The sequence below is a fragment of the Paenibacillus sp. VTT E-133280 genome (genome assembly GCF_002264385.1).
GTDB lineage: Bacteria > Bacillota > Bacilli > Paenibacillales > Paenibacillaceae > Paenibacillus_AQ > Paenibacillus_AQ nitricinens.
Genome location: NZ_NFUX01000050.1, coordinates 37,238 through 56,756, shown reverse-complemented (window position 1 = coordinate 56,756; position 19,519 = coordinate 37,238). Strand labels below are relative to the sequence as shown.

The window sequence follows — 19,519 nt, the reverse complement described above, 5'->3', positions numbered from 1 at the left end:
TCTGAGGATAACAGCGATCGGAAGTCCAAATATTCCGCGTAGCGACTAACATCCAGCTGAGTGTTTCCAGAAGTCCAATCCAAAGAATAATGCAAACGCCAGCAGCATTAGCCCCCCTGTGTCGATGAGCGAAAAGAGAATTCACCCCGGACAAAAATCTCTAATTTTCACCTGATTTTAAGTCGAATTTATAGGGTACTGCAATCGCTTACAAAGTTTTAGAATTATGACATAGAGAGGAGGGGCTTTATGAAAGCGGACACAGTAACTGCTCAAATCCCGCCGGACACCCGAATGCGCAACAAAAAGCCTGCTTCAGGAGGACGGTTTTGGAGAAGCTTTAAGAATCAAAAGTATTTGTGGATGATGTCGATACCTTTTGTCATCTGGGCATTCGTTTTCAGTTATCTCCCCTTATGGGGCTGGACGATGGCTTTTCAAAAGTACAAGCCCGCACGTGGCTTTTTTGAACAAGAATGGGTAGGTTTTGAACACTTTAAGACACTGTTCAGTGACTCGCAATTCCTTCTGGCGCTGCGTAATACGCTGGCGATGAGTGGAATGGGTCTCATCGCAGGCTTTATCTTTCCGATAACGTTTGCAATATTGCTAAACGAAGTTCGCCTCGGATTTTTTAAACGATTTGCTCAGACGGTCTCGTATTTGCCCCACTTTGTATCTTGGGTGGTTGCAGCGGGAATTGTAACTAAAATGTTATCTAGTGAAAATGGTCTTGTAAACGATCTCTTGTTAACAATTGGTTTTATAGACTCACCTATTCAGTTCATGGCTCAGGGCCATCTCTTCTGGGGAATCGTTACTTTATCAGATGTGTGGAAAGAAACCGGATGGAATGCGATTATCTACCTTGCAGCTATCTCGGGTATTGGACCTGAACTGTACGAAGCGGCCCGGGTAGACGGAGCCAGCAGGCTCCGCCAAGTTTGGCATATTACCCTTCCAGGTATCCGCCCGACTATTACAGTGCTACTCATTATGTCGATTGGTAATTTGCTGAATATCGGCTTTGAGAAGCAATTCTTGCTTGGAAACAACCTCGTTACCGATTATTCTCAGGTGCTGGATCTGTACTCTCTGAAATACGGACTAGGCATGGCGAGATATTCCTACGGTACCGCGATCAATATATTCAACTCAGTGATCAGTGTAATCTTGCTGTTTACGATTAATGGAATCTTCAAGCGTACAACTAAAGAGAGCCTTCTGTAACACAGAAGACCCTTCTACCAATCGTGGCTGCAATATTGCCCTTTTCTTGAAAGGAGAGCGTTACAGTGGGGAACACAGCTATTACCGGAAAGTCGTGGTCAGACCGGATCTTTGACTTCATAGTGTACTTCGTAGTACTGTTCGTGGTTGTAATCACGATCTATCCGTTTCTGAATGTGCTTGCGATCTCGCTGAATGATTCAGTGGATAGTGTGCGCGGCGGTATCACCATTTATCCCCGGGAATTTACCTGGGACAATTACTTGAAAATCTTCAGTTTCGCAGGGCTAATGACCGGGTTCAAAATATCCGCTTTGCGGACAGTCATCGGTACTTTGTTCGGACTGATCAGTGCCTCGATGCTAGCATTTACGATCAGTCGTCCTGACTTTGCAGGCCGCAAGTTCGTCTCCACATTCTTGGCGATGACCATGTATATCTCTGGAGGGATGATTCCAATATACATGCTGATCAAGGATCTGCACATGATGAACAGCTTTGCAGTCTACGTATTGCCTGGATTAGTTAGTGCTTTTAATGTCTTCGTTATCCGCTCCTTTATTGACGGTCTGCCGTATGCACTGCAGGAATCGGCGAAACTGGATGGAGCGAATGATTTTACCATTTACTGGCGTGTCATCCTGCCGCTGATGAAGCCGGCTCTAGCAACAATCGCGCTGTTCCTGGCGGTAGGTCAATGGAATGCATGGTTTGATACGTATTTGTATAATGGTTCAAGCCCTCAACTGACGACATTGCAATATGAACTGATGAAGGTTCTGCAGAGTACAACCAGTGGTAATGGTGGCGATTACCGCTCCAACATTGCTTCTCTAGCTTCGAATCAGGTCTCGCCAGAGTCTATCAAGATGGCGATTACGATTGTCGTAACCGTACCAATTTTGTTGGTGTATCCGTTCATTCAGAAGTACTTTGTTCAAGGTATGACACTTGGCGCTGTGAAGAGCTAATCACAGCTACAGGGGAGCTTAGTCTCCCCTGCACTTTAATTGTGTTTTGTATCCGTTTTCTTTTCCTGTGGGAAGTTTTGGGATAAGTATTAACAGGATTTATCTGTGATACGATAGATAAACAATTTTAAGGAGGGTTTATGTAATGGGGAATAATAGAAAAATAAAAGCTAAAGCAACTGCACTTACACTCACTTCTATTATGATGCTCGGCATGCTCGCAGGTTGTGGTGGAAATAACGGCAATAACGCAGCTGGAGATGCAGCTAAAAATGCAACAAATAAGGGTAATGCGGCTAATTCGGCCAATGCGGTTGAGGATACTTCTCCGCTCACGATGACTTTCTTCAGTGCTGACCCTAACCCGAACTGGACAGGCATGCAAGATGAAGTTGGTAAAGTGATTACGGAAAAAACAGGAGTTACCTTGAATGCTGAATACGCGGTTGGTGACCCTGCTCAAAAAGTAGCGTTGATCGCAGCGAGCGGTGATTATCCGGATCTGATCAGTGCCAAGACCGACGTAAGCAAGCTGGTGGATGCAGGCGCAATGCTTGATCTGACAGATCTGATTGAAAAATATGCTCCGAACATCAAAAAAGTATTAGGCGAAGAAGGCATGAAACGCTCACGCTACAGTGATGATGACCACGCGATTTATGCTATTCCTACGTATGCAGGTGTGGATAACAAATACTTTGATGCTGGTGGCGGATTTGAACTACAGCATCGTGCTGTTAAAGAAGCGGGATATCCTGTAATTAAAACGGTCCAAGATTATGAGAACGTAATCAAGGCTTACCTGGAAAAACATCCCACCGATGAAAATGGTAACAAAAACATCGGTCTGACCCTAAATGCAGATGATTGGTACATGTACATTACAGTAACTAACCCAGCATTCACTACTACAGGCTCTCCTGATGATGGTGAATATGCAATCGATATCGACACACAAGAGGTAACTTATCACTTCCGTCGTCCTGCTGAGAAAGAATATTTCCGCTGGCTCAACCATATGAATGATATCGGATTGCTTGACCCGGAAAGCTTCGTTCAAAAGTATGATCAGTACAAAGCTAAAATCGCTACCGGCCGTGTTATTGGTTTGATTGACCAAGACTGGGGTTATGGCGATGGAGAAAGAGCATTGAAAGCTGAAGGTAAGCTGGATCAAGGATACGGGCACTATCCAGTAACCCTGTCTGAAGAGTACAAAGAAACTTCCTTCTGGCCTACAGGCTTTATGGGTGGTAACGGTATTGGGATCAGTGTAGATGCTAAAGATCCAGTACGTGCAATTAAATTCTTGGACTACTTAGCTTCCGATGAAGGTCAAGTATTGGTTAACTGGGGTATTGAAGGTAAGCATTATAACGTAGTTGACGGCAAACGTGTCATTCCTGAAGATGTGAACAACCGCAAATATAATGACACTACCAATTTCCAGAAAGAAACAGGACTTGGCAATGTCGGATCAAACTATGCTCTGCTTAGCGCTCACTATGGTGACGGCGTATTGGACCCAACTGGAAATTACTATACAACTCGTTTCCCTGAGCAAGTAACTGTAGGCTACAATGCAGTTGAAAAAGAAACACTTGCTGCTTATAAAGCAACAACTTGGAAAGACCTCTTCCCAAATGAAGATGAATTCAAAGTTAAACCTTGGGGCGCGGCATGGAACATCACGATTCCTGGGGATAGTGAAATTGTCGTTCTCGACAACAAGCTGAAGGATATCAGTTGGAAACGGATTCCTGAAGCCATCTTGTCCAAACCAGCTGATTTCGACAAAGTTTGGGATGCTTATATGGCTGAACTGGATAAAGCTGACGTGACGAAAGCTGAAGATTTACGTGAAGAGCTGGTTAAACAACGCGTGAAACTTTGGAATGAGTAATTACTGAATCGCGGCTAATAAAATAAAAGCATGAAGATGGCGGGAAGTCCGAACGAAAGTCCGGGCTTCCCGCCGATTTCTTTTCATCTGTAATTACAGGATAGGAGGAATATACGTGGGAGAAGGTAAGAACACTGGGCGGCATGATCTCTGGTATAAGCAGCCTGCGGCTGTATGGGAAGAGGCAATGCCAGTCGGTAACGGCCGTCTGGGCGGCATGGTCTTTGGCGGAACGGAAGAAGAACTGATTCAACTAAATGAAGACACCTTATGGTCGGGCTTTCCACGGGATACAGCTAATTATGAGGCGCTGCGTCATTTGGCTCCGGCCAAACATTTAGTGGCAGAGGGGGAATACAAGAAAGCGGAAGCACTGGTAGATTCCAAGATGTTAGGCAGACGGACTGAATCCTATCAACCGCTCGGAGACTTGCGAATGAAGTTCAATCTTGGTAGTCCTATAGAGGATTATCAGAGAGAGCTTGATTTGAATCAAGCGCTTGCTACGGTATCCTATACTGCTGGGGATGTAAGGATTGTGCGCGAAGTTTTGGCCAGCAGACCAGATGAACTTATAGTCATTCATATCCATGCAGAGGGGAGAAAGGGTGTGGGCATTCTACCGGATTTCTCGGTGGCTCTAACTTCGCCGCATCCTTCTCGACCAGAGATTACTCCTGACGGTATGCTGATAATGACCGGTCGTGCCCCGTCGCATGTTGCTGATAATTATGTAGGAGATCATCCGCGTGCTGTATTATACGAAGAGGGTCTCGGCATAAGTTTTGCCGCTGCAATGGAGATCCGTACAGATGGCGGTAATTGTAGAGCTGAGAACGGTATATTGTCGGTTTCAGGTGCGCGCTCCATTACGATCCGTCTAGCTGCAGCAACCGATTTTGCCGGGTATGACCGGATGCCAGGAAGCGGCGGTAAGCTACCTTCGGAGTTGTGCCTAGAGCAATTGGCTTTATCTTCTACTGGATATGCGAAGCTGAAGCAGCGCCATCTAGAGGATCATCAGTCCTTGTTCCGCCGCGTGGAGTTGACGCTTGCATCTTCGTCCTCCCGGATAGAGCTTCCCACGGATGAGCGACTAAAACGGTACCAGGAGGGGCAGGCAGATTCTGCGCTAGAAGCGCTGCTGTTCCAGTATGGCCGGTACCTGATGATTGCTGGCTCACGGCCGGGTACACAAGCTCTGAATCTGCAAGGGATCTGGAATCCCTATCTCCAGCCGCCATGGAACAGTAATTATACGACCAATATAAACACTGAAATGAATTATTGGCCAGCCGAGTTATGCGGGTTGGGTGAATGCCATGAACCTTTAATCGATTTTATTACTGAACTTAGTGTGGCTGGCAGTCGTACAGCAAATATTCATTATGGCGCACGTGGCTGGACGGTGCATCATAATACAGATTTGTGGCGTATGACATCTCCGTCAGACGGCAAGGCGATGTGGGCATTTTGGCCAATGGGAGGCGTTTGGCTCTCTCGCCATTTATGGGAACGTTACGCTTTCCGTCCAGACGAGGAATATTTGCGCAACACAGCTTTTCCTTTGTTAAAGGGAGCCGCATTATTTTGTCTGGATTGGCTGGTAGAGCTGCCTGATGGAAGATGGACAACGGGTCTGTCTACGTCACCGGAGAATGTATTCTTGACTGCTGATGGCACGCCATGCAGTATTTCAGCTGGCTCAGTTATGGATTTATCGCTGATCGATGAGCTGTTCAAGCATTGCATTCGGGCTGCTGAGATTTTGAATACCGATGCCCAGCTGAGGCAGGAGCTGAGTCAGAAACAGGAACGACTCGCTCATCCTGGGATTGCACCGGACGGACGTATTCGTGAATGGAGTGAGGATTTTGCTGAACAAGAGCCTGGGCACCGCCATGTCTCTCATTTGTATGATTTATATCCCGGAAATGTAATTAGTCCTTCCTCCACACCAGAGCTAGCGGAGGCAGCAGCGTTAACGCTTAAGAAGCGCTTGGAAGGCGGGGGTGGACACACGGGCTGGAGTGCAGCCTGGCTGCTTAATCTATATGCACGTTTGAAGGATGGAGGGAGTGCGTATAGCTGTTTACGTCGTATTTTGCAAGATTCAAGTCTGCCGAATTTATTCGGTAATCACCCTCCATTTCAGATTGACGGTAACTTCGGAACTACGGCCGGAATTGCTGAAATGCTCTTGCAGAGTCATCAGGAAGGGCTTGAATTATTACCGGCTCTTCCAGAAGAATGGTCTGAAGGTAGTGTGAAAGGCTTAGTAGCACGTGGCGGCTTTATCACAAATATAGAATGGCGTGAAGGACGCTTAATGAAGGCGGAGCTGACCTCGACTCATGGTCAAATCTGCAGAATTTATAGTCACCAGCCTTTGCTCATTCAAAGTTCTGATGGTTCACGAATAGGGCTAGAGATGGAATTTGAAACCGTAATAGGAGAGACCTATATCATTACACCACAAAGCGAATAAAACACATCGTTCTAGCATATAGGCTGTTCTCAGAGTAGAATTATTCTACAGGGAGCAGTCTTTTTTTGCCTAAACGCTCATTATCTATTAAATGGTAGGGTTCGTTATAAGACTATAGGAGCCGGAGGAACGGAATATATATGTGGAAAAAACGCTTCACATTAGTAAAGATCATTCTGGGAGGAGTGATTATATTCGCTGCTATTCCACCGATGATTTATTGGGGCTGGGGTCATGCTTATGCGGCTTCGAGTTCACCCACCCTTCGTTCTGTAAATGAAGTAGCGCAGAAGCTAACGGGTGCAATGAACAACCGAAGGGAGACCATTACTTTTACTTATGAGAGCAAAGGTTCAAATTTGAAAACGAAAATACAAGCGGCCCTGGATCAAGCGATGGCTAGTGACCCTTATTTGTATTACATTATAGACAGCTACGGATATACTTATCGAGGAAGCGCAAGCTCTGTAAAAGTTACGGTGGAAGTGAAATATTTGGAGACGCTGGAGCAGACGGCTTTTGTGAACAAAGAAGTGAAGGCTGCGCTGAAGAAGATCATAACGCCGGGCATGAACAATCATCAGAAGGTGAAGGCGATCCATGATTGGGTTGTGCTTCATCTGAAATATGATACTTCGTATCGTAAATATACGGCTTATGAAGGATTGAAGAGTGGCAGCGCCGTTTGCCAAGGGTATTCGCTGTTGACCTATAAGCTGTTAAAGGAAGCTGGATTCACGAATAAAATCGTTGAGGGTACAGCAAAGCAGCCGGGAGGACGTAGTCAGTTGCATGCCTGGAATCTAGTGTTATTAGATGGACGGTGGTATCATCTCGACACGACTTGGGATGACCCGACACCGGATAAGGCTGGCGTTATTAGTACGGCGTACTACATGAGGACAGATGCACAGATGCGTCAGGATCATAGCTGGACGAAATCCTATCCGGCAGCGTCGGTAGGTTATCATAAGACCTTGTCTGCACTTGTGGAGCGTGGAGGACAGAGTGCAGCTGTGTATAAAAAGCTTCAGAAGGATCTCAATTATGAGCTATATGCCGAGGAGCTAATTGTACGTTCGGTAGGAGATCTGACTCGGCTAGCGAATAAGGCAATGGCCTCCGGTGAGGTGTCTATATTATTCCGCTATCATGGGAGTGGAACTCAGCTTAAGAATGACCTGCAGGAGCTATATAAGCTTGGACTAGAGGATGTATCTTACTCCAGTTCTGCTTTTGACAATACGGGCGATCTCAAAGTGTTTGTGACTTGGGAATAGAAGGATATAAGAAAGGGACATCCCATAAGCCTGAATGGCTGCGGGACATCCCTTTTTGTTTTTTTTACGGGTTCATTTTATTCTGGGTGAGTACTAAGATCGCATTTATCCAAAGGAATAATACTGCTCTTTCGGAACCAGCGATAGCCGAACCAGATTAGGAGAAACAGCGGTAAGCTGATATAAGAAACGGCGATACCATACCAGTCGATCGTTCCACCTGTGAAGGCGCCCATATTCTGACCGAGTATAGCTACAATACAAAGTGCTAAGGCAAAAATAGGTCCGAATGGGAACCATCTGGCCCGGTAAGGTAGTTCATCTAGGGAATGGCCTTGTGCTATAAAGGCACGTCTGAAGCGGTAGTGGCAGACTGCAATGCCTAGCCAGTTAATAAATCCGCACATCCCAGAGGCGTTCAGTAGCCAGTTATATACGGCACCATCACCAAAGAATGAAGCAAGAAAGGCGAGCATTCCGACAGCCGTAGTTACTAGCAAAGCGCCAACAGGGACACCGCGGCGATTAAGCTTGCCCAGTGCGCGTGGAGCCATTCCATCCTTAGCCATTGCATACAGGACACGGGTGGAAGCATACATTCCAGAGTTCCCTGCCGATAGTACAGAGCTGAGAATGACGGCATTCATTACGGATGCAGCAATGGCAAGCCCGGCTTTATTGAACACGATCGTAAACGGACTGACTCCGATGTCATCGATGCCACCACGCAGCAGATCTGGATTCGTATAAGGAATCAACATTCCGATTACAAATATAGCAAGGATATAAAAGATTAATATACGCCAGAATACTTGGCGGATCGCAATGGGGACGTTGCGGCGTGGATTCTCGCTCTCACCCGCAGCAACGCCGATTAGCTCGGTACCCTGGAAGGAGAATCCGGCTGCCATAAATACCCCGACGAAGGCAAAGAAGCCACCGTTGAAGGAACTGCCCCCCATTTGGAAGTTACTGAAGCCTACAGCTTTTCCACCCATAATGCCGAATATCATGAGCACCCCGACAATAAGGAAGGCGATAACGGTAATGATTTTGATAATAGCAAACCAATATTCTGATTCCCCATAGCCACGAGCAGATAGGAAATTCAGACCGAACATCAGTAGAAGGAACACCAGACTCCAGAGGAAGGAAGGACTGTCCGGGAACCAATATTTGATGATGAGGGTAGCCGCTGATAGCTCTGCTGCAATCGTAACCGCCCAGTTATACCAGAAGTTCCAACCGATGGCGAAACCAAAGCCGGGGCTGACAAAACGAGTGCCGTAGGTACTGAAGGACCCGGAATCCGGTAAATAGGTGGCGAGCTCTCCAAGACTAGTCATGAGAAAATAAACCATTACCCCCACAGCGGTATAAGCCAGAAGGGCTCCACCAGGTCCTGCTGAAGCGATCGCGCCGCCACTGGCTAGAAACAGACCCGTCCCAATACTTCCGCCTAGTGCGATCATGGTCAAATGTCTTGCTTTGAACGATTTTTTAAGCGCAGGCTGATTCATGTTGCCTTGCGCTGGGTTGTGCTGATTGCCCTGCATGAATATGACACTCCTTATGATCTAATCTTACTGTTCATGAACGGGGAGCGCTGAGCTGCTTACTCCCGCAATGCGGGAGGTATACTTCGATGATGTACGAAACATACAAATTCTGTAAACGCAAAGAAGCCGCAAACTATGTCTGCGGCTTCCATCTATACAGCTCCGCATCATACTCCCTGTGAAGATAGCGCAACACACTGCAGTCTGCTACTTACGCAGGCTGTACAATGTGACAGTTCCGTGCCTTTCGGCAACGGCCCCAGCCTGCACCGCTGTAAGAGCTACAGCGCAAGCTTCGGCGGATATTCCTTTCGGCGTGATTCATAGACGGCTCTAACGTCTCCACACGCGTACTTTTTATATCCGCGACCTCTACCTCATCTTAGTATGACGAGGCTATCTTTACTTCATTCATTTATAAACAACAGGAATTAGTATAAAGCAAGTTTACTTCTCAAAGCAATGACAAAATCAGGTACTTCCGTGTTAATTACGGCGGCGTTCTGACATCTGTTGCCATACAGTGCCTGCTGCGGCTTCACCTGAGGCGATACGTTCCAAAGCCATCTTGGCTTGAAGGCCAACCTCGAACTCTGGATCATCCGCTGCAAGTGTGAGCGCATCTTGAGCTTCAGATGTGCCAACTTCGTAGAGAAAACGAGCTGCGCGCCAGCGGACAAGCTTGCTCTTATCCGTTAGTGCTGCCGTCATCACTGGCGTGGCGGCAGGATCGCCGATGTCGGATAGCGTATCGCCAGCCGTACGTCTTACGGCTGGGGCGCTGTCAGCCATCGCCTCAAAGAGCAGCTCCATCGCCTCAGGCGTGCGAAGGTCGCCTAGATACACGACAGCAAGCCTGCGAATATGCAGCTTGGGATCGTGTAGCGCTGCCTTAAGCTCCGGCAGGAGCTCCGCCGTCGGCGTAAGATCCTCGAGCGCGGCGTACCGCACGCGCCAATCCTCATGCTTCAGGTCTCGCAGCAGCTCATCCTGCGTGCGAGTTCGTCTCTGCTCGACGAACTCACCTTCGGCTCCGTGCGCAATAGCTTGCTGCACGAGGGAGTCGAGGCGTTCCTGCGGATACGCTGCCTCGATTTCTTGCTCGACCTCGCGCGCAATGTCCGCGGGCTCGCCATAACGCACGCCGTAATCGGTGAGCTTGCGCTCTTTGATCATTACGGCGCTAGCCACATCCATAACCGCTTTAGTAAAGCGGTTAGCTAAGGATATGCGCTCTTCATTCGCGCCTGTTTTTACGCGGATTTGCATCGGAATTCCGCGGAACAATTGGACGAAGACTTGCGCTTCCCCAAAATGCGCACCGGCATTCTCGTCAGCCAGACTCCAATCTCCAGTTAATCCTTCGTTGCTCCCGAAGCGGCTTTGAACTTCCCTTAGAATGGCCGCCCAATCGGCGTTGCCTTTGCGCTCAAGTGCTGCAAAGTCAGCGGCATGATAAATGCTAGTAACGCCCGGTATCGTTAACATTTCACGTGCCCAAGCAGGTGCGGAACGCTCACTTTCTGGCGTATAGGTTTTGCGAATTCCGGGTTCTAAACTTTCGTCCAAATGTAGCTTCATCGTATTTGGACTTGGAGTCGGTTCAATAAAAGTAATCTTCATACGTAGCTCCCCCTTGAACGGTATATGCACCGCCATACTTTATACACATATTATCTCATTTCTGGCGTGAAACCAAAAGAACTCTTCTATTATTTCGCTAAAGTCTGCCATTGTGAGGAATAAAAGGGCGAACCTTTATCATGCTATTTGTATATTTTGCAAAATACGCTGCTGTTCAATATAGTTGTAGTATATTCGCAAAAGCTAGGATTGCCCGGTAAACTTCTGAAGAAGAGGTGTTGTATGCCTAAAACTCGTTACCATAACGTCGATAATGTAAGTACCGATAAATCATTAAAGGAATTTCGCCAGTGGCGTGAGGAGCGTCGTCGCAAGAAGAAGGACTATTCTTATGTTGTACCGAATACGCCGCCCAAAGTATCTTATCTGTCTGAGAATCGATTGGAGAATACCATTACGTGGATTGGGCATTCAACATTTTTCCTTCAATATGAAGGGATGAATATCATTACAGATCCCATCTGGGCGAGAAGGCTAGGCTTTGAAAAAAGACTGGGACAACCTGGAATTCCACTTAGCGAAGTGCCACCGATTGACCTGATTCTGATTTCGCACTCTCATTATGACCATTTGCATATCGCCTCTATCCGTAAATTATATCGGGCAGGGACAACGCTTGTAGTTCCTGTTGGTCTGAAGCGTAAAATGCTTCGCAAAGGGTTCCACAACTGTGTGGAAATGGAATGGTGGCAGGAGATTACGCTAGGTAAGATCAAGCTTAGTTTTGTTCCTACTCAGCACTGGACGCGGAGAACGCCATGGGATACGAATACTTCTCATTGGGGTGGGTACATCTTGGAGCCCGCTGACTCCGGAAATCAGAAGTCTTCTCCAAATCTTTATTTCGCTGGGGACAGCGGTTATTTCCCAGGCTTTAAGGAGATCGGAAACCGTTATAAGATCGATATCGCGCTTGTGCCGATTGGGGCCTATGAACCGGAATGGTTCATGACCTCTCAGCATGTAAATCCTGAGGAAGCCATACAAGCTTTCCTAGATGTAGGGGCGGAGACCATGATTCCGATGCATTACGGTACCTTCAGACTTGCTGATGATACCGCCCGGGAAGCACTGGATCGCATGGAGAACGCCCGAGTTAAACACGCGATTTCGGAGGAAAGAATTCGTATACTCGGTTATGGAGAAACACTGGTCGTACAAAAGGAGAATCGCACATCTGGGGAATAATTGAAAAAATTCCTCCTTAAAAGTTGTCGCTGTAAAACAGCTGGAATAAGTTTCGCAGGAGAGAGATCAGCTTAAATGCCTATTTCACGGGATTTTTGCACTGATTTTATGCTATAATGAGCCGAAACCCTAAAGTGAAAAGGATGGTAATGCGTAATGATTAGCACAAGCGGCGTAACACTCCGCTACGGAAAACGCGCTCTCTTCGAAGATGTAAACATAAAATTCACCCCTGGTAACTGCTATGGTTTGATTGGTGCCAATGGTGCTGGTAAATCAACCTTTCTGAAAATTCTGTCTGGGGAGATTGAAGCGAACACGGGTGATGTTCATATAACACCAGGTGAACGCCTTGCAGTTCTGAAGCAGAATCATTTCGAGTACGATGAATTCCCGGTACTTGAAACAGTAATTATGGGTCACACTCGTCTTTATGAAATCATGAAAGAAAAGGACGCGCTTTATGCGAAGTCAGATTTCACGGAAGCAGATGGCCTACGTGCCGGTGAGCTTGAAGGCGAATTTGCAGAACTTAATGGCTGGGATGCAGAGCCGGATGCGGCAGCTATGCTGATCGGTCTTGGTATTATGCGTGAACTGCATGATAAGAAAATGGCCGAACTGAGCGGCAATGAGAAGGTACGGGTACTCTTGGCACAAGCCTTGTTTGGCCGTCCAAATAACCTCCTGCTCGATGAGCCTACCAACCACTTGGATCTAGAATCGATTGGCTGGTTAGAGAACTTTCTCATGGATTATGAAGGTACTGTTATCGTCGTATCCCATGACCGTCACTTCTTGAACAAAGTATGTACGCATATTGCGGATATTGATTTTGGCAAAATCCAGATGTACGTTGGTAACTACGACTTCTGGTATGAGTCCAGTCAGCTTGCTCAAGCTTTGCAGCGTGATTCGAACAAGAAGAAGGAAGACAAGATCAAGGAACTGCAAGCCTTTATTCAGCGTTTCTCGGCCAATGCTTCCAAGTCTAAGCAGGCGACTTCTCGTAAGAAACAACTCGAGAAAATTACGTTGGATGACATTCGTCCATCTAACCGTAAATATCCGTTCCTCAACTTCAAACCTGAACGTGAAGCAGGTAAGCAGCTTCTGACAATCAGTGGATTGACCAAATCGGTTGAAGGTGAGAAGGTTCTTGATGAAATCAGCTTTGTAGTTAACAAAGGTGATAAGATTGCTTTCGTGGGTCCTTACTCCCAGCCTAAATCACTGCTGTTTGATGTGATCATGGGTGAGCAGGAAGCGGATGCAGGTGAATATGCATGGGGAGTCACTACAACTCAAGCTTATTTCCCGAAAGACAACTCCAGCTATTTCGATGGCGTGGACATGAATCTCGTAGAATGGCTGCGTCAGTATTCTAAAGATCAAGATGAGACGTTCCTACGTGGATTCCTTGGACGGATGCTGTTCGCCGGAGAAGAAGCACTGAAGAAAGCAAGCGTATTGTCCGGGGGCGAGAAGGTTCGCTGTATGCTGGCGAAGATGATGCTGAACGGTGCGAACGTGCTTGTATTCGATGAACCTACCAATCACTTGGATTTGGAATCCATTACGGCACTGAATAACGGACTGATCGATTTCGACGGGACTATTCTATTCACTTCCCATGACCATCAGTTCATCCAAACGATTGCTAACCGTATCATTGAGATCACACCTACAGGTGTAATTGATCGCACGATGACATACGATGAGTATTTAGAGAATCCAGAAATTAAGGAAATGCGCCAACGCATGTATCCTGTAGAAGTATAATATTTACTTTCCGCCGTTATGCGGAAGGAACCCGTTAAGCAGCTACTCTAATCCTAATAGGATTGGAGTAGCTGTCTTTATAATTTCTATTTTGAAAAGATAACGGCAGGTGATGCTTGTGGACAGAACTATTTTTATTATGAGGCATGGGGAGACCGAATTTAATACGGAAGGTCGTTACCAAGGCCAATTGGATTCACCTCTGACTGAGCATGGAATGGATCAAGTCAGACAAATTAGTAGGCTGCTTCGTTATTCGGTGGATCATCCCTCCGAATGGAAGGTGATTTCAAGTCCACTTGGGAGAGCGCTGCAAAGCACACAAATTTTGTGTGATATCTTAGGTTATGATTTCAATAAAGTAGAAACGGATTCTAGGTTAAGTGAGGTTTCCGTTGGTTCTTGGTCAGGGTTAACGCTTAAGGAAATTGAGCAGGGCTGGCCGAATAGTCTTGAAGATACGACTATGTATGATTGGTATTTTCGTTCACCAGATGGAGAGAGCTATGAAGCGGTTCAGGAGCGTGTTACAGACTGGCTAGATAGCTTGTCCTCCACTCCGCGGGTCATTGCGGTTACACATGGATTAACAAGTAGAATTCTACGGGGAGTATACGCGGGGCTTGCAAGACAGGACGCCTTATCACTTGAGGTTTCCCAAAGCGCATGTTTTCAGTTGGCTAATTATACAATAAAGAGAATCAGTTATGAATTTGATGAGTTCTAGCCCATCCATTAAGGCAGACGAACGCATAAAAGGCTGCGTTGTCCCTGAGGGATACGCAGCCTTTTATGTTTATAAAATAGTGCTAGGATCCGCCGGTACGACGGCGTTGGTTGCTAGGCTTTTTGTTATTCTGACTTTTTAGGGGTTTAGCGGATCCGGCCTGGAAAGTTGATCCAGGTTTAGAGGAAGATTGTTGTTTCTTCTGCTCCAGCTTTTGCCGGATAGCTTCAGCTAAATTGATTTTTCCTTTTTCATTGTTTTCGCTCATTATGATAACCTCCTTTGAAGCAAGTCCTTCACTTTATTCTAATTGTTTTTAAATGCTGCTACAAGGGCAAGAATAATTGAAAGAATTCTTTTCTAACAAAACAGAAAACGAGGAGATAGCCAAAATGGTTGATATTTACGAAGATATACGTAAAGGCGAGCGTGGCGCTTGGGTTAGTATAGCCGCTTACCTCATTTTATCGACATTCAAGCTGGTTAGCGGTTATCTATTCGCCTCTAGTGCATTGGTCGCGGACGGTGTCAATAATTTAACTGACATCGTAGCATCTGCAGCCGTGTTGGTTGGTCTAAAGATTTCGCGGAAGCCACCTGACTCTGACCATGCTTATGGACATTTTCGGGCAGAGACAGTAGCTGCATTGTTGGCTTCATTTATTATGGCGGTAGTAGGTATTCAAGTGATTGTGGAGGCGGTGCGGTCCTTTTTCGATCGTGCAAAGGAAACCCCGCAGCTATGGTCTGCTGGTGTGGCCCTAGTGTGTGCAGTAGCAATGATGGGAGTATACATATACAACAAAAGGCTGGCTAAGCAGATAAATAGTAGTGCACTCATGGCAGCGGCGAAAGATAATTTTTCGGATGCTATGGTTAGTATAGGTGCTGCTGTTGGGATTGTAGGTGCGCAGTTCGGACTGCCGTGGATTGATTCTGCGGCGGCAGTAGTTGTCGGACTAATTATCTCTAAGACGGCATGGGATATTTTTCGTGACTCGACCTACCGGCTTACGGATGGCTTTGATGAAGATAGATTGATGGATCTACGTAGTACGATTGCTCGAACACCGGGAGTAGAGGGGATTAAAGATGTGAAGGCACGGGTGCACGGGAACCATGTACACGTGGATGTTGTAGTGGAGGTAGACGCGAATATTACAGTGGTGGAAGGTCATAGGATTAGTGATTCCATTGAAGAGAGAATGAGCAAGCTACACAATATTATGAATGTACAGGTGCATGTGGAACCTAAAGATTAAATTGAAAAATTCTATTTTAAGGAAAAAACAAACATATTCAAGGAGGATTCAAGACTTTAGTCCTGTGTTTTACCATAAAGTGGCATGATTATATGTGCAATTTGGAGCATGTTCCAAATCCCGGGCAAGCCTATAATGAGGGCATAAAGGAATGTAGTACACACCTTTGTTGAAATCTCATCATGGTATTGGGGGAACGTATGATTAAATCACATAAGCAATTAACAGCATCCTTATTGGTTTCAGCTGCAATTGTTGCAGGTTTAGGAGTATCTGCTCCTGGAAATGCAGCAGCAGCCTCAAGTCCATCAAATTCAGTTATGGCAGCAGCAGCCGGTCAAACAGCGGTCATCGAGGCAAGTGTTCGCCTTCGCAGTACACCTTCTACAAGTGGAGAAGTAGTGAAGTATTTGCAAAAGGGAGATCAAGTGCAGATTGTGGCACAACCGAATAGCTATTGGTATCAGGTGAAAGCAGCGGATGGATCCGTAGGCTATACAAGTGCAGATGATAAGTATATCAGCGTAAATTCATCATCAGTAGGTACACCAACAACACCATCAGCACCATCAGCACAAACGGGAACCATAAAGTACGGAGTGAATCTTCGAACTACACCTTCTACAAGCGGAAAAGTACTGAGACTTCTGAAGAAGGGAGAACAAGTACAGCTTCTGGCACAGCCGAACAGCTCCTGGTATCAAATTCAAACCTCTGATGGTAGCATTGGATATATAAGTTCAAATGATCAATATACTTCGTTCGCTAATAATGGGGGGACTGGGACGGTAACGCCGACACCGACGCCGCCAGCACCAGTACCACCTATTTCTACACCTGGGGCTTCTGCCCAAATCGAGAGTGTAATCTCAGCAGGTATGGGCTATCTTGGGACACCTTATGAGTTTGGTTCCAGCAGATATGATACAAGTACCTTCGATTGTTCTGATTATATCCGGCAAATTTTCATGGATGGTGTGAATCTGAAACTGCCTGCTGATTCCCGTCAACAGGGAGATTGGGTGAAATCGAATAGTACGGTAGTTACGTCTACTTCCGGTTTGAAACGCGGCGATCTAATGTTCTTTATGGATTATAAAGGGAACTCCGCTTCAGCGTATGAAGGGGTCGATAAATCTAAGGCAAGAATATCGCATGTTGCTATGTATCTAGGAGATGGACAAGTTCTTCATACGTATTCCGTAGCTTCAGGCGGGGTGAAAGTAGATAAATTAAGCGCTTCTTGGACGAATCGTTTCCTCTTCGGGGGATCGGTCATCCGATAATTATATAGGTATACAGAAGCGGCAGCATCGCATGTTTGTGACGGGTGAACAAAGGCGGCGTAAGCGCAAAAGCTACCCCCTCAGTAGAATGATCTACTGAGGGGGTAGCTTTTTGTAAATATAAGAATTTATATGTTCCGTTCTATAAATTATCTTTATATTTCTCGCTTAAACACTTGCCGTCCTCATAGGGACGCCGAAGGCATTTATGCTTGTTATCATCTTTTTTGTACTAATTACATAATTACATTGGCAGCAACAGGAACCTTTACCCACGCTTTTCCTAGCCAAGTGTAGATTTCTCTCCATTCATTGCCCCAAGTATCCGTAATCACTTCACCTGTGGTATCAAGCGTTTGAGCGCTAAGCCAGCCTGCGGGAATCATACTGCCAACTGAAAAGTGGAAAGCTGTTTTTTCGGTTAGAACAATTTGTGGTGTGGCTGGAGTAATATCCGATGGGGTAATGATCGTTTCAAAAGATGTTGTGTAAGTGCTTCCATTTGCGGTCGTAGAATCTGTAGTTGTCCCTGTTACCTCTGCGGCTGATGCTGTAGCTGCTATTGAAGCCATAAGTCCCAAGGCAACTGTTATGCTGGCGAATTTTTTCATGTTAAGTTCCTCCTCATTATGATCTAATTTCAAAACTTTTTCTTATTTTCTCAAGTGACATCTGTGTGGGAATGACCTATACTTTCTGCATGATGAATAAGATATATGGATAGTTATGGGAGGAGGCTACATCGATCTACCTCTGCGTCCCGTGAAGAGGGAAACAACAAACAGAACCAAGAATACGAAGAATAGTATCTTTGCAAGACCAGCAGCGGCTGCTACAAGATTGAAGAAACCAAAGATACCAGCGATTACAGCTACAACTAGCAGAATTGCGGACCATTTTAACATTACATATCACCTATCCTTTTTTTGATTTGTAGTCATTGTATAAACGGGGACTTTGATTCTGAAACAAAGGGGAGCAGGGAGTTTTGACAACGCTCGACAGATTGTTTCGGCATATGGTAGTAGGGGTAACTATGCAGTATACAAGGCTGATTAGCCACTATTTATGAGATTTGGAAGGGGTTATGAATATGATCATTGAACTTAGTGTAGCTCTCGTTGCCATCGCATTCGCAATACTTGTTTTCTTTCTAATTAAGACTTTGCAGTCAGCGAAGCAATCTCTTGACAAAGTAAGCCAGACCTTGGTGGAAGTGCAGAAGACGATGGATGAACTGACTTATGAAGTGAAGACTACAGTCAGACATGCAAATGAAATTACCGCTGATGTACAGAATAAAATTCAGAAGATTGATCCTGTCATAGATTCTGTGAAGAATTTGGGAGAAGTTATGAATGAGTTGACCTTAACCGTTAAGCAAGTTTCAGTAACTGTGATTGAAAGATATCGTAAATCACATGAATTGAGGGAGAAGCGTAAGGGGGTATCCTTAAAAGAAGCTCCGCTGACTCCAGCTGAGGAACGTACGGTAAACTCTTATGATGCTGTTAATAACGAGAAAGCACCGGGGAAAATAGCTACTGTGTTAAAAAGTGTAGATGTAGCTGCAACTCTTTGGAAAAAATTCCGTCATTAAAGTTAAGGCAGCAAGTCCTCTGTAAATGGCGGCTGCAGATAAGAAAGGTGGGATAACAACATGAACATTATCATTCTTTTGTTTAGTCTACTTTCCCCATACTTTGATGCGTCTCCACAGTTGACGCCTATCTCAACTTTTAGTGATCAGCCTAAGACAGTTCTCACATTTGAATATTCCTCAGAAACGAGCCCTTCTATAAACCGGTTTGATTCACTGCAAGGTGTTGCTTTATATGCTACGAAGGAAGAATTGCTTCTGGCCAAGGGTGATCCGCTTGCGGTAACAAATGATCCATTGCAAGGGACAGAGGAGTACCAATATGCAGATGTGACAGTGGGTGTTGGTGAGGGGTTTGTGCTGTATGTGCATGTCTCACCATCTCAAGCACAGCAGTTTGGTCTACAGGTAAATGGGGTGGGAATTGATCCCATGAAGGATAATGTGCAATCTACCTTGGGTAAACCGTATTTTATAGCCGAAGATGGAGATGTGTATATGAGAGGAAATAATGCGCTCAAAATATATCGAAATTTAGCAGGTGAATTTGAAGGTATTGATTTATTTGATAGTATTTCTTCTTAATATGTTTCACTTTT

17 protein-coding genes and 1 riboswitch are annotated in these 19,519 nt (G+C 45.8%); of the genes, 12 read left to right on the top strand and 5 right to left on the bottom strand.

The genetic code is table 11. The features are described 5' to 3' along the window. Positions 1-294 precede the first annotated feature (294 nt). From CA600_RS20505 to CA600_RS20485, 5 genes are all read left to right on the top strand, one after another. Positions 295-1,230, top strand: coding sequence for an ABC transporter permease (locus CA600_RS20505; RefSeq protein WP_256989940.1), 936 nt, complete (start codon positions 295-297; stop codon positions 1,228-1,230). Positions 1,231-1,295: 65 nt separating this feature from the next. After that, entirely contained in the window at positions 1,296-2,201 is a 906-nt protein-coding gene (locus CA600_RS20500) for a carbohydrate ABC transporter permease (RefSeq protein ID WP_094872458.1), read from the top strand. 145 nt (positions 2,202-2,346) lie between these two features. Further along, complete coding sequence (locus CA600_RS20495; protein WP_094872456.1) at positions 2,347-4,104, top strand: ABC transporter substrate-binding protein; 1,758 nt, start codon at positions 2,347-2,349, stop codon at positions 4,102-4,104. Between the two features lie 115 nt (positions 4,105-4,219). Beyond that, positions 4,220-6,592 carry a glycoside hydrolase family 95 protein gene (locus CA600_RS20490; protein WP_256989939.1) on the top strand — a complete coding sequence of 791 codons (2,373 nt, stop codon included), beginning with the start codon at positions 4,220-4,222 and terminating at the stop codon, positions 6,590-6,592. A 140-nt stretch (positions 6,593-6,732) separates the two neighbouring features. Continuing rightward, complete coding sequence (locus CA600_RS20485; RefSeq protein WP_094872455.1) at positions 6,733-7,872, top strand: transglutaminase domain-containing protein; 1,140 nt, start codon at positions 6,733-6,735, stop codon at positions 7,870-7,872. Between the two features lie 77 nt (positions 7,873-7,949). On the opposite strand, the gene CA600_RS20480 is transcribed toward CA600_RS20485, so the two are convergent. Both CA600_RS20480 and CA600_RS20475 read right to left on the bottom strand, forming a co-directional pair. Then, positions 7,950-9,428, bottom strand: coding sequence for an amino acid permease (locus CA600_RS20480; RefSeq protein WP_373455899.1), 1,479 nt, complete (start codon positions 9,426-9,428; stop codon positions 7,950-7,952). A 180-nt stretch (positions 9,429-9,608) separates the two neighbouring features. Beyond that, a riboswitch (Lysine riboswitch) is annotated at positions 9,609-9,814 on the bottom strand. Between the two features lie 103 nt (positions 9,815-9,917). Next, positions 9,918-11,054, bottom strand: coding sequence for a virulence factor (locus CA600_RS20475; RefSeq protein ID WP_094872453.1), 1,137 nt, complete (start codon positions 11,052-11,054; stop codon positions 9,918-9,920). A gap of 243 nt (positions 11,055-11,297) precedes the next feature. Between CA600_RS20475 and CA600_RS20470 the strand changes: the two genes are divergently transcribed. The 3 genes from CA600_RS20470 to CA600_RS20460 all read left to right on the top strand — a co-directional run bounded on the left by CA600_RS20470 (position 11,298) and on the right by CA600_RS20460 (position 14,772). Beyond that, positions 11,298-12,263: an MBL fold metallo-hydrolase gene (locus tag CA600_RS20470; protein WP_094872452.1), complete on the top strand. Its 966-nt coding sequence runs from the start codon at positions 11,298-11,300 to the stop codon at positions 12,261-12,263. Positions 12,264-12,419: 156 nt separating this feature from the next. Next, positions 12,420-14,045, top strand: coding sequence for an ABC-F family ATP-binding cassette domain-containing protein (locus CA600_RS20465; protein WP_094872450.1), 1,626 nt, complete (start codon positions 12,420-12,422; stop codon positions 14,043-14,045). A gap of 118 nt (positions 14,046-14,163) precedes the next feature. Next, positions 14,164-14,772 (top strand): histidine phosphatase family protein, encoded by a 609-nt coding sequence (locus CA600_RS20460; RefSeq protein ID WP_094872467.1) that lies wholly within the window; start codon positions 14,164-14,166, stop codon positions 14,770-14,772. Between the two features lie 82 nt (positions 14,773-14,854). Here the strand turns inward: CA600_RS20460 and CA600_RS20455 are convergent, their stop codons facing one another. Beyond that, positions 14,855-15,040: a hypothetical protein gene (locus CA600_RS20455; RefSeq protein WP_094872449.1), complete on the bottom strand. Its 186-nt coding sequence runs from the start codon at positions 15,038-15,040 to the stop codon at positions 14,855-14,857. Between the two features lie 124 nt (positions 15,041-15,164). Between CA600_RS20455 and CA600_RS20450 the strand changes: the two genes are divergently transcribed. After that, positions 15,165-16,034, top strand: a complete 870-nt coding sequence (locus CA600_RS20450; protein WP_042191865.1) for a cation diffusion facilitator family transporter — start codon at positions 15,165-15,167, stop codon at positions 16,032-16,034. Positions 16,035-16,234: 200 nt separating this feature from the next. Further along, positions 16,235-17,320, top strand: coding sequence for a C40 family peptidase (locus CA600_RS20445; RefSeq protein ID WP_094872447.1), 1,086 nt, complete (start codon positions 16,235-16,237; stop codon positions 17,318-17,320). 236 nt (positions 17,321-17,556) lie between these two features. On the opposite strand, the gene CA600_RS20440 is transcribed toward CA600_RS20445, so the two are convergent. Together CA600_RS20440 and CA600_RS20435 are read right to left on the bottom strand one after the other, a co-directional pair. Then, entirely contained in the window at positions 17,557-17,931 is a 375-nt protein-coding gene (locus tag CA600_RS20440) for a hypothetical protein (protein ID WP_094872446.1), read from the bottom strand. 126 nt (positions 17,932-18,057) lie between these two features. Further along, entirely contained in the window at positions 18,058-18,225 is a 168-nt protein-coding gene (locus CA600_RS20435) for a DUF1328 family protein (protein WP_042131050.1), read from the bottom strand. Positions 18,226-18,413: 188 nt separating this feature from the next. Between CA600_RS20435 and CA600_RS20430 the strand changes: the two genes are divergently transcribed. After that, entirely contained in the window at positions 18,414-18,920 is a 507-nt protein-coding gene (locus tag CA600_RS20430; protein ID WP_094872444.1) for a DUF948 domain-containing protein, read from the top strand. A 60-nt stretch (positions 18,921-18,980) separates the two neighbouring features. After that, a complete protein-coding gene (locus CA600_RS20425) occupies positions 18,981-19,505 on the top strand; it encodes a hypothetical protein (protein WP_094872443.1) in 525 nt (174 codons plus the stop codon). Positions 19,506-19,519 lie beyond the last annotated feature (14 nt).

What these genes read in the sequence shown, in the direction of transcription:
- CA600_RS20455 (WP_094872449.1), bottom strand. Translation starts at nt 15,040, where the DNA reads ATGAGCGAAAACAATGAAAAAGGAAAAATCAATTTAGCTGAAGCTATC.
- CA600_RS20435 (WP_042131050.1), bottom strand. Translation starts at nt 18,225, where the DNA reads ATGTTAAAATGGTCCGCAATTCTGCTAGTTGTAGCTGTAATCGCTGGT.
- CA600_RS20485 (WP_094872455.1), top strand. Translation starts at nt 6,733, where the DNA reads ATGTGGAAAAAACGCTTCACATTAGTAAAGATCATTCTGGGAGGAGTG.
- CA600_RS20430 (WP_094872444.1), top strand. Translation starts at nt 18,414, where the DNA reads ATGATCATTGAACTTAGTGTAGCTCTCGTTGCCATCGCATTCGCAATA.
- CA600_RS20495 (WP_094872456.1), top strand. Translation starts at nt 2,347, where the DNA reads ATGGGGAATAATAGAAAAATAAAAGCTAAAGCAACTGCACTTACACTC.
- CA600_RS20440 (WP_094872446.1), bottom strand. Translation starts at nt 17,931, where the DNA reads ATGAAAAAATTCGCCAGCATAACAGTTGCCTTGGGACTTATGGCTTCA.
- CA600_RS20445 (WP_094872447.1), top strand. Translation starts at nt 16,235, where the DNA reads ATGATTAAATCACATAAGCAATTAACAGCATCCTTATTGGTTTCAGCT.
- CA600_RS20425 (WP_094872443.1), top strand. Translation starts at nt 18,981, where the DNA reads ATGAACATTATCATTCTTTTGTTTAGTCTACTTTCCCCATACTTTGAT.
- CA600_RS20465 (WP_094872450.1), top strand. Translation starts at nt 12,420, where the DNA reads ATGATTAGCACAAGCGGCGTAACACTCCGCTACGGAAAACGCGCTCTC.
- CA600_RS20470 (WP_094872452.1), top strand. Translation starts at nt 11,298, where the DNA reads ATGCCTAAAACTCGTTACCATAACGTCGATAATGTAAGTACCGATAAA.
- CA600_RS20505 (WP_256989940.1), top strand. Translation starts at nt 295, where the DNA reads ATGCGCAACAAAAAGCCTGCTTCAGGAGGACGGTTTTGGAGAAGCTTT.
- CA600_RS20475 (WP_094872453.1), bottom strand. Translation starts at nt 11,054, where the DNA reads ATGAAGATTACTTTTATTGAACCGACTCCAAGTCCAAATACGATGAAG.
- CA600_RS20450 (WP_042191865.1), top strand. Translation starts at nt 15,165, where the DNA reads ATGGTTGATATTTACGAAGATATACGTAAAGGCGAGCGTGGCGCTTGG.
- CA600_RS20480 (WP_373455899.1), bottom strand. Translation starts at nt 9,428, where the DNA reads ATGCAGGGCAATCAGCACAACCCAGCGCAAGGCAACATGAATCAGCCT.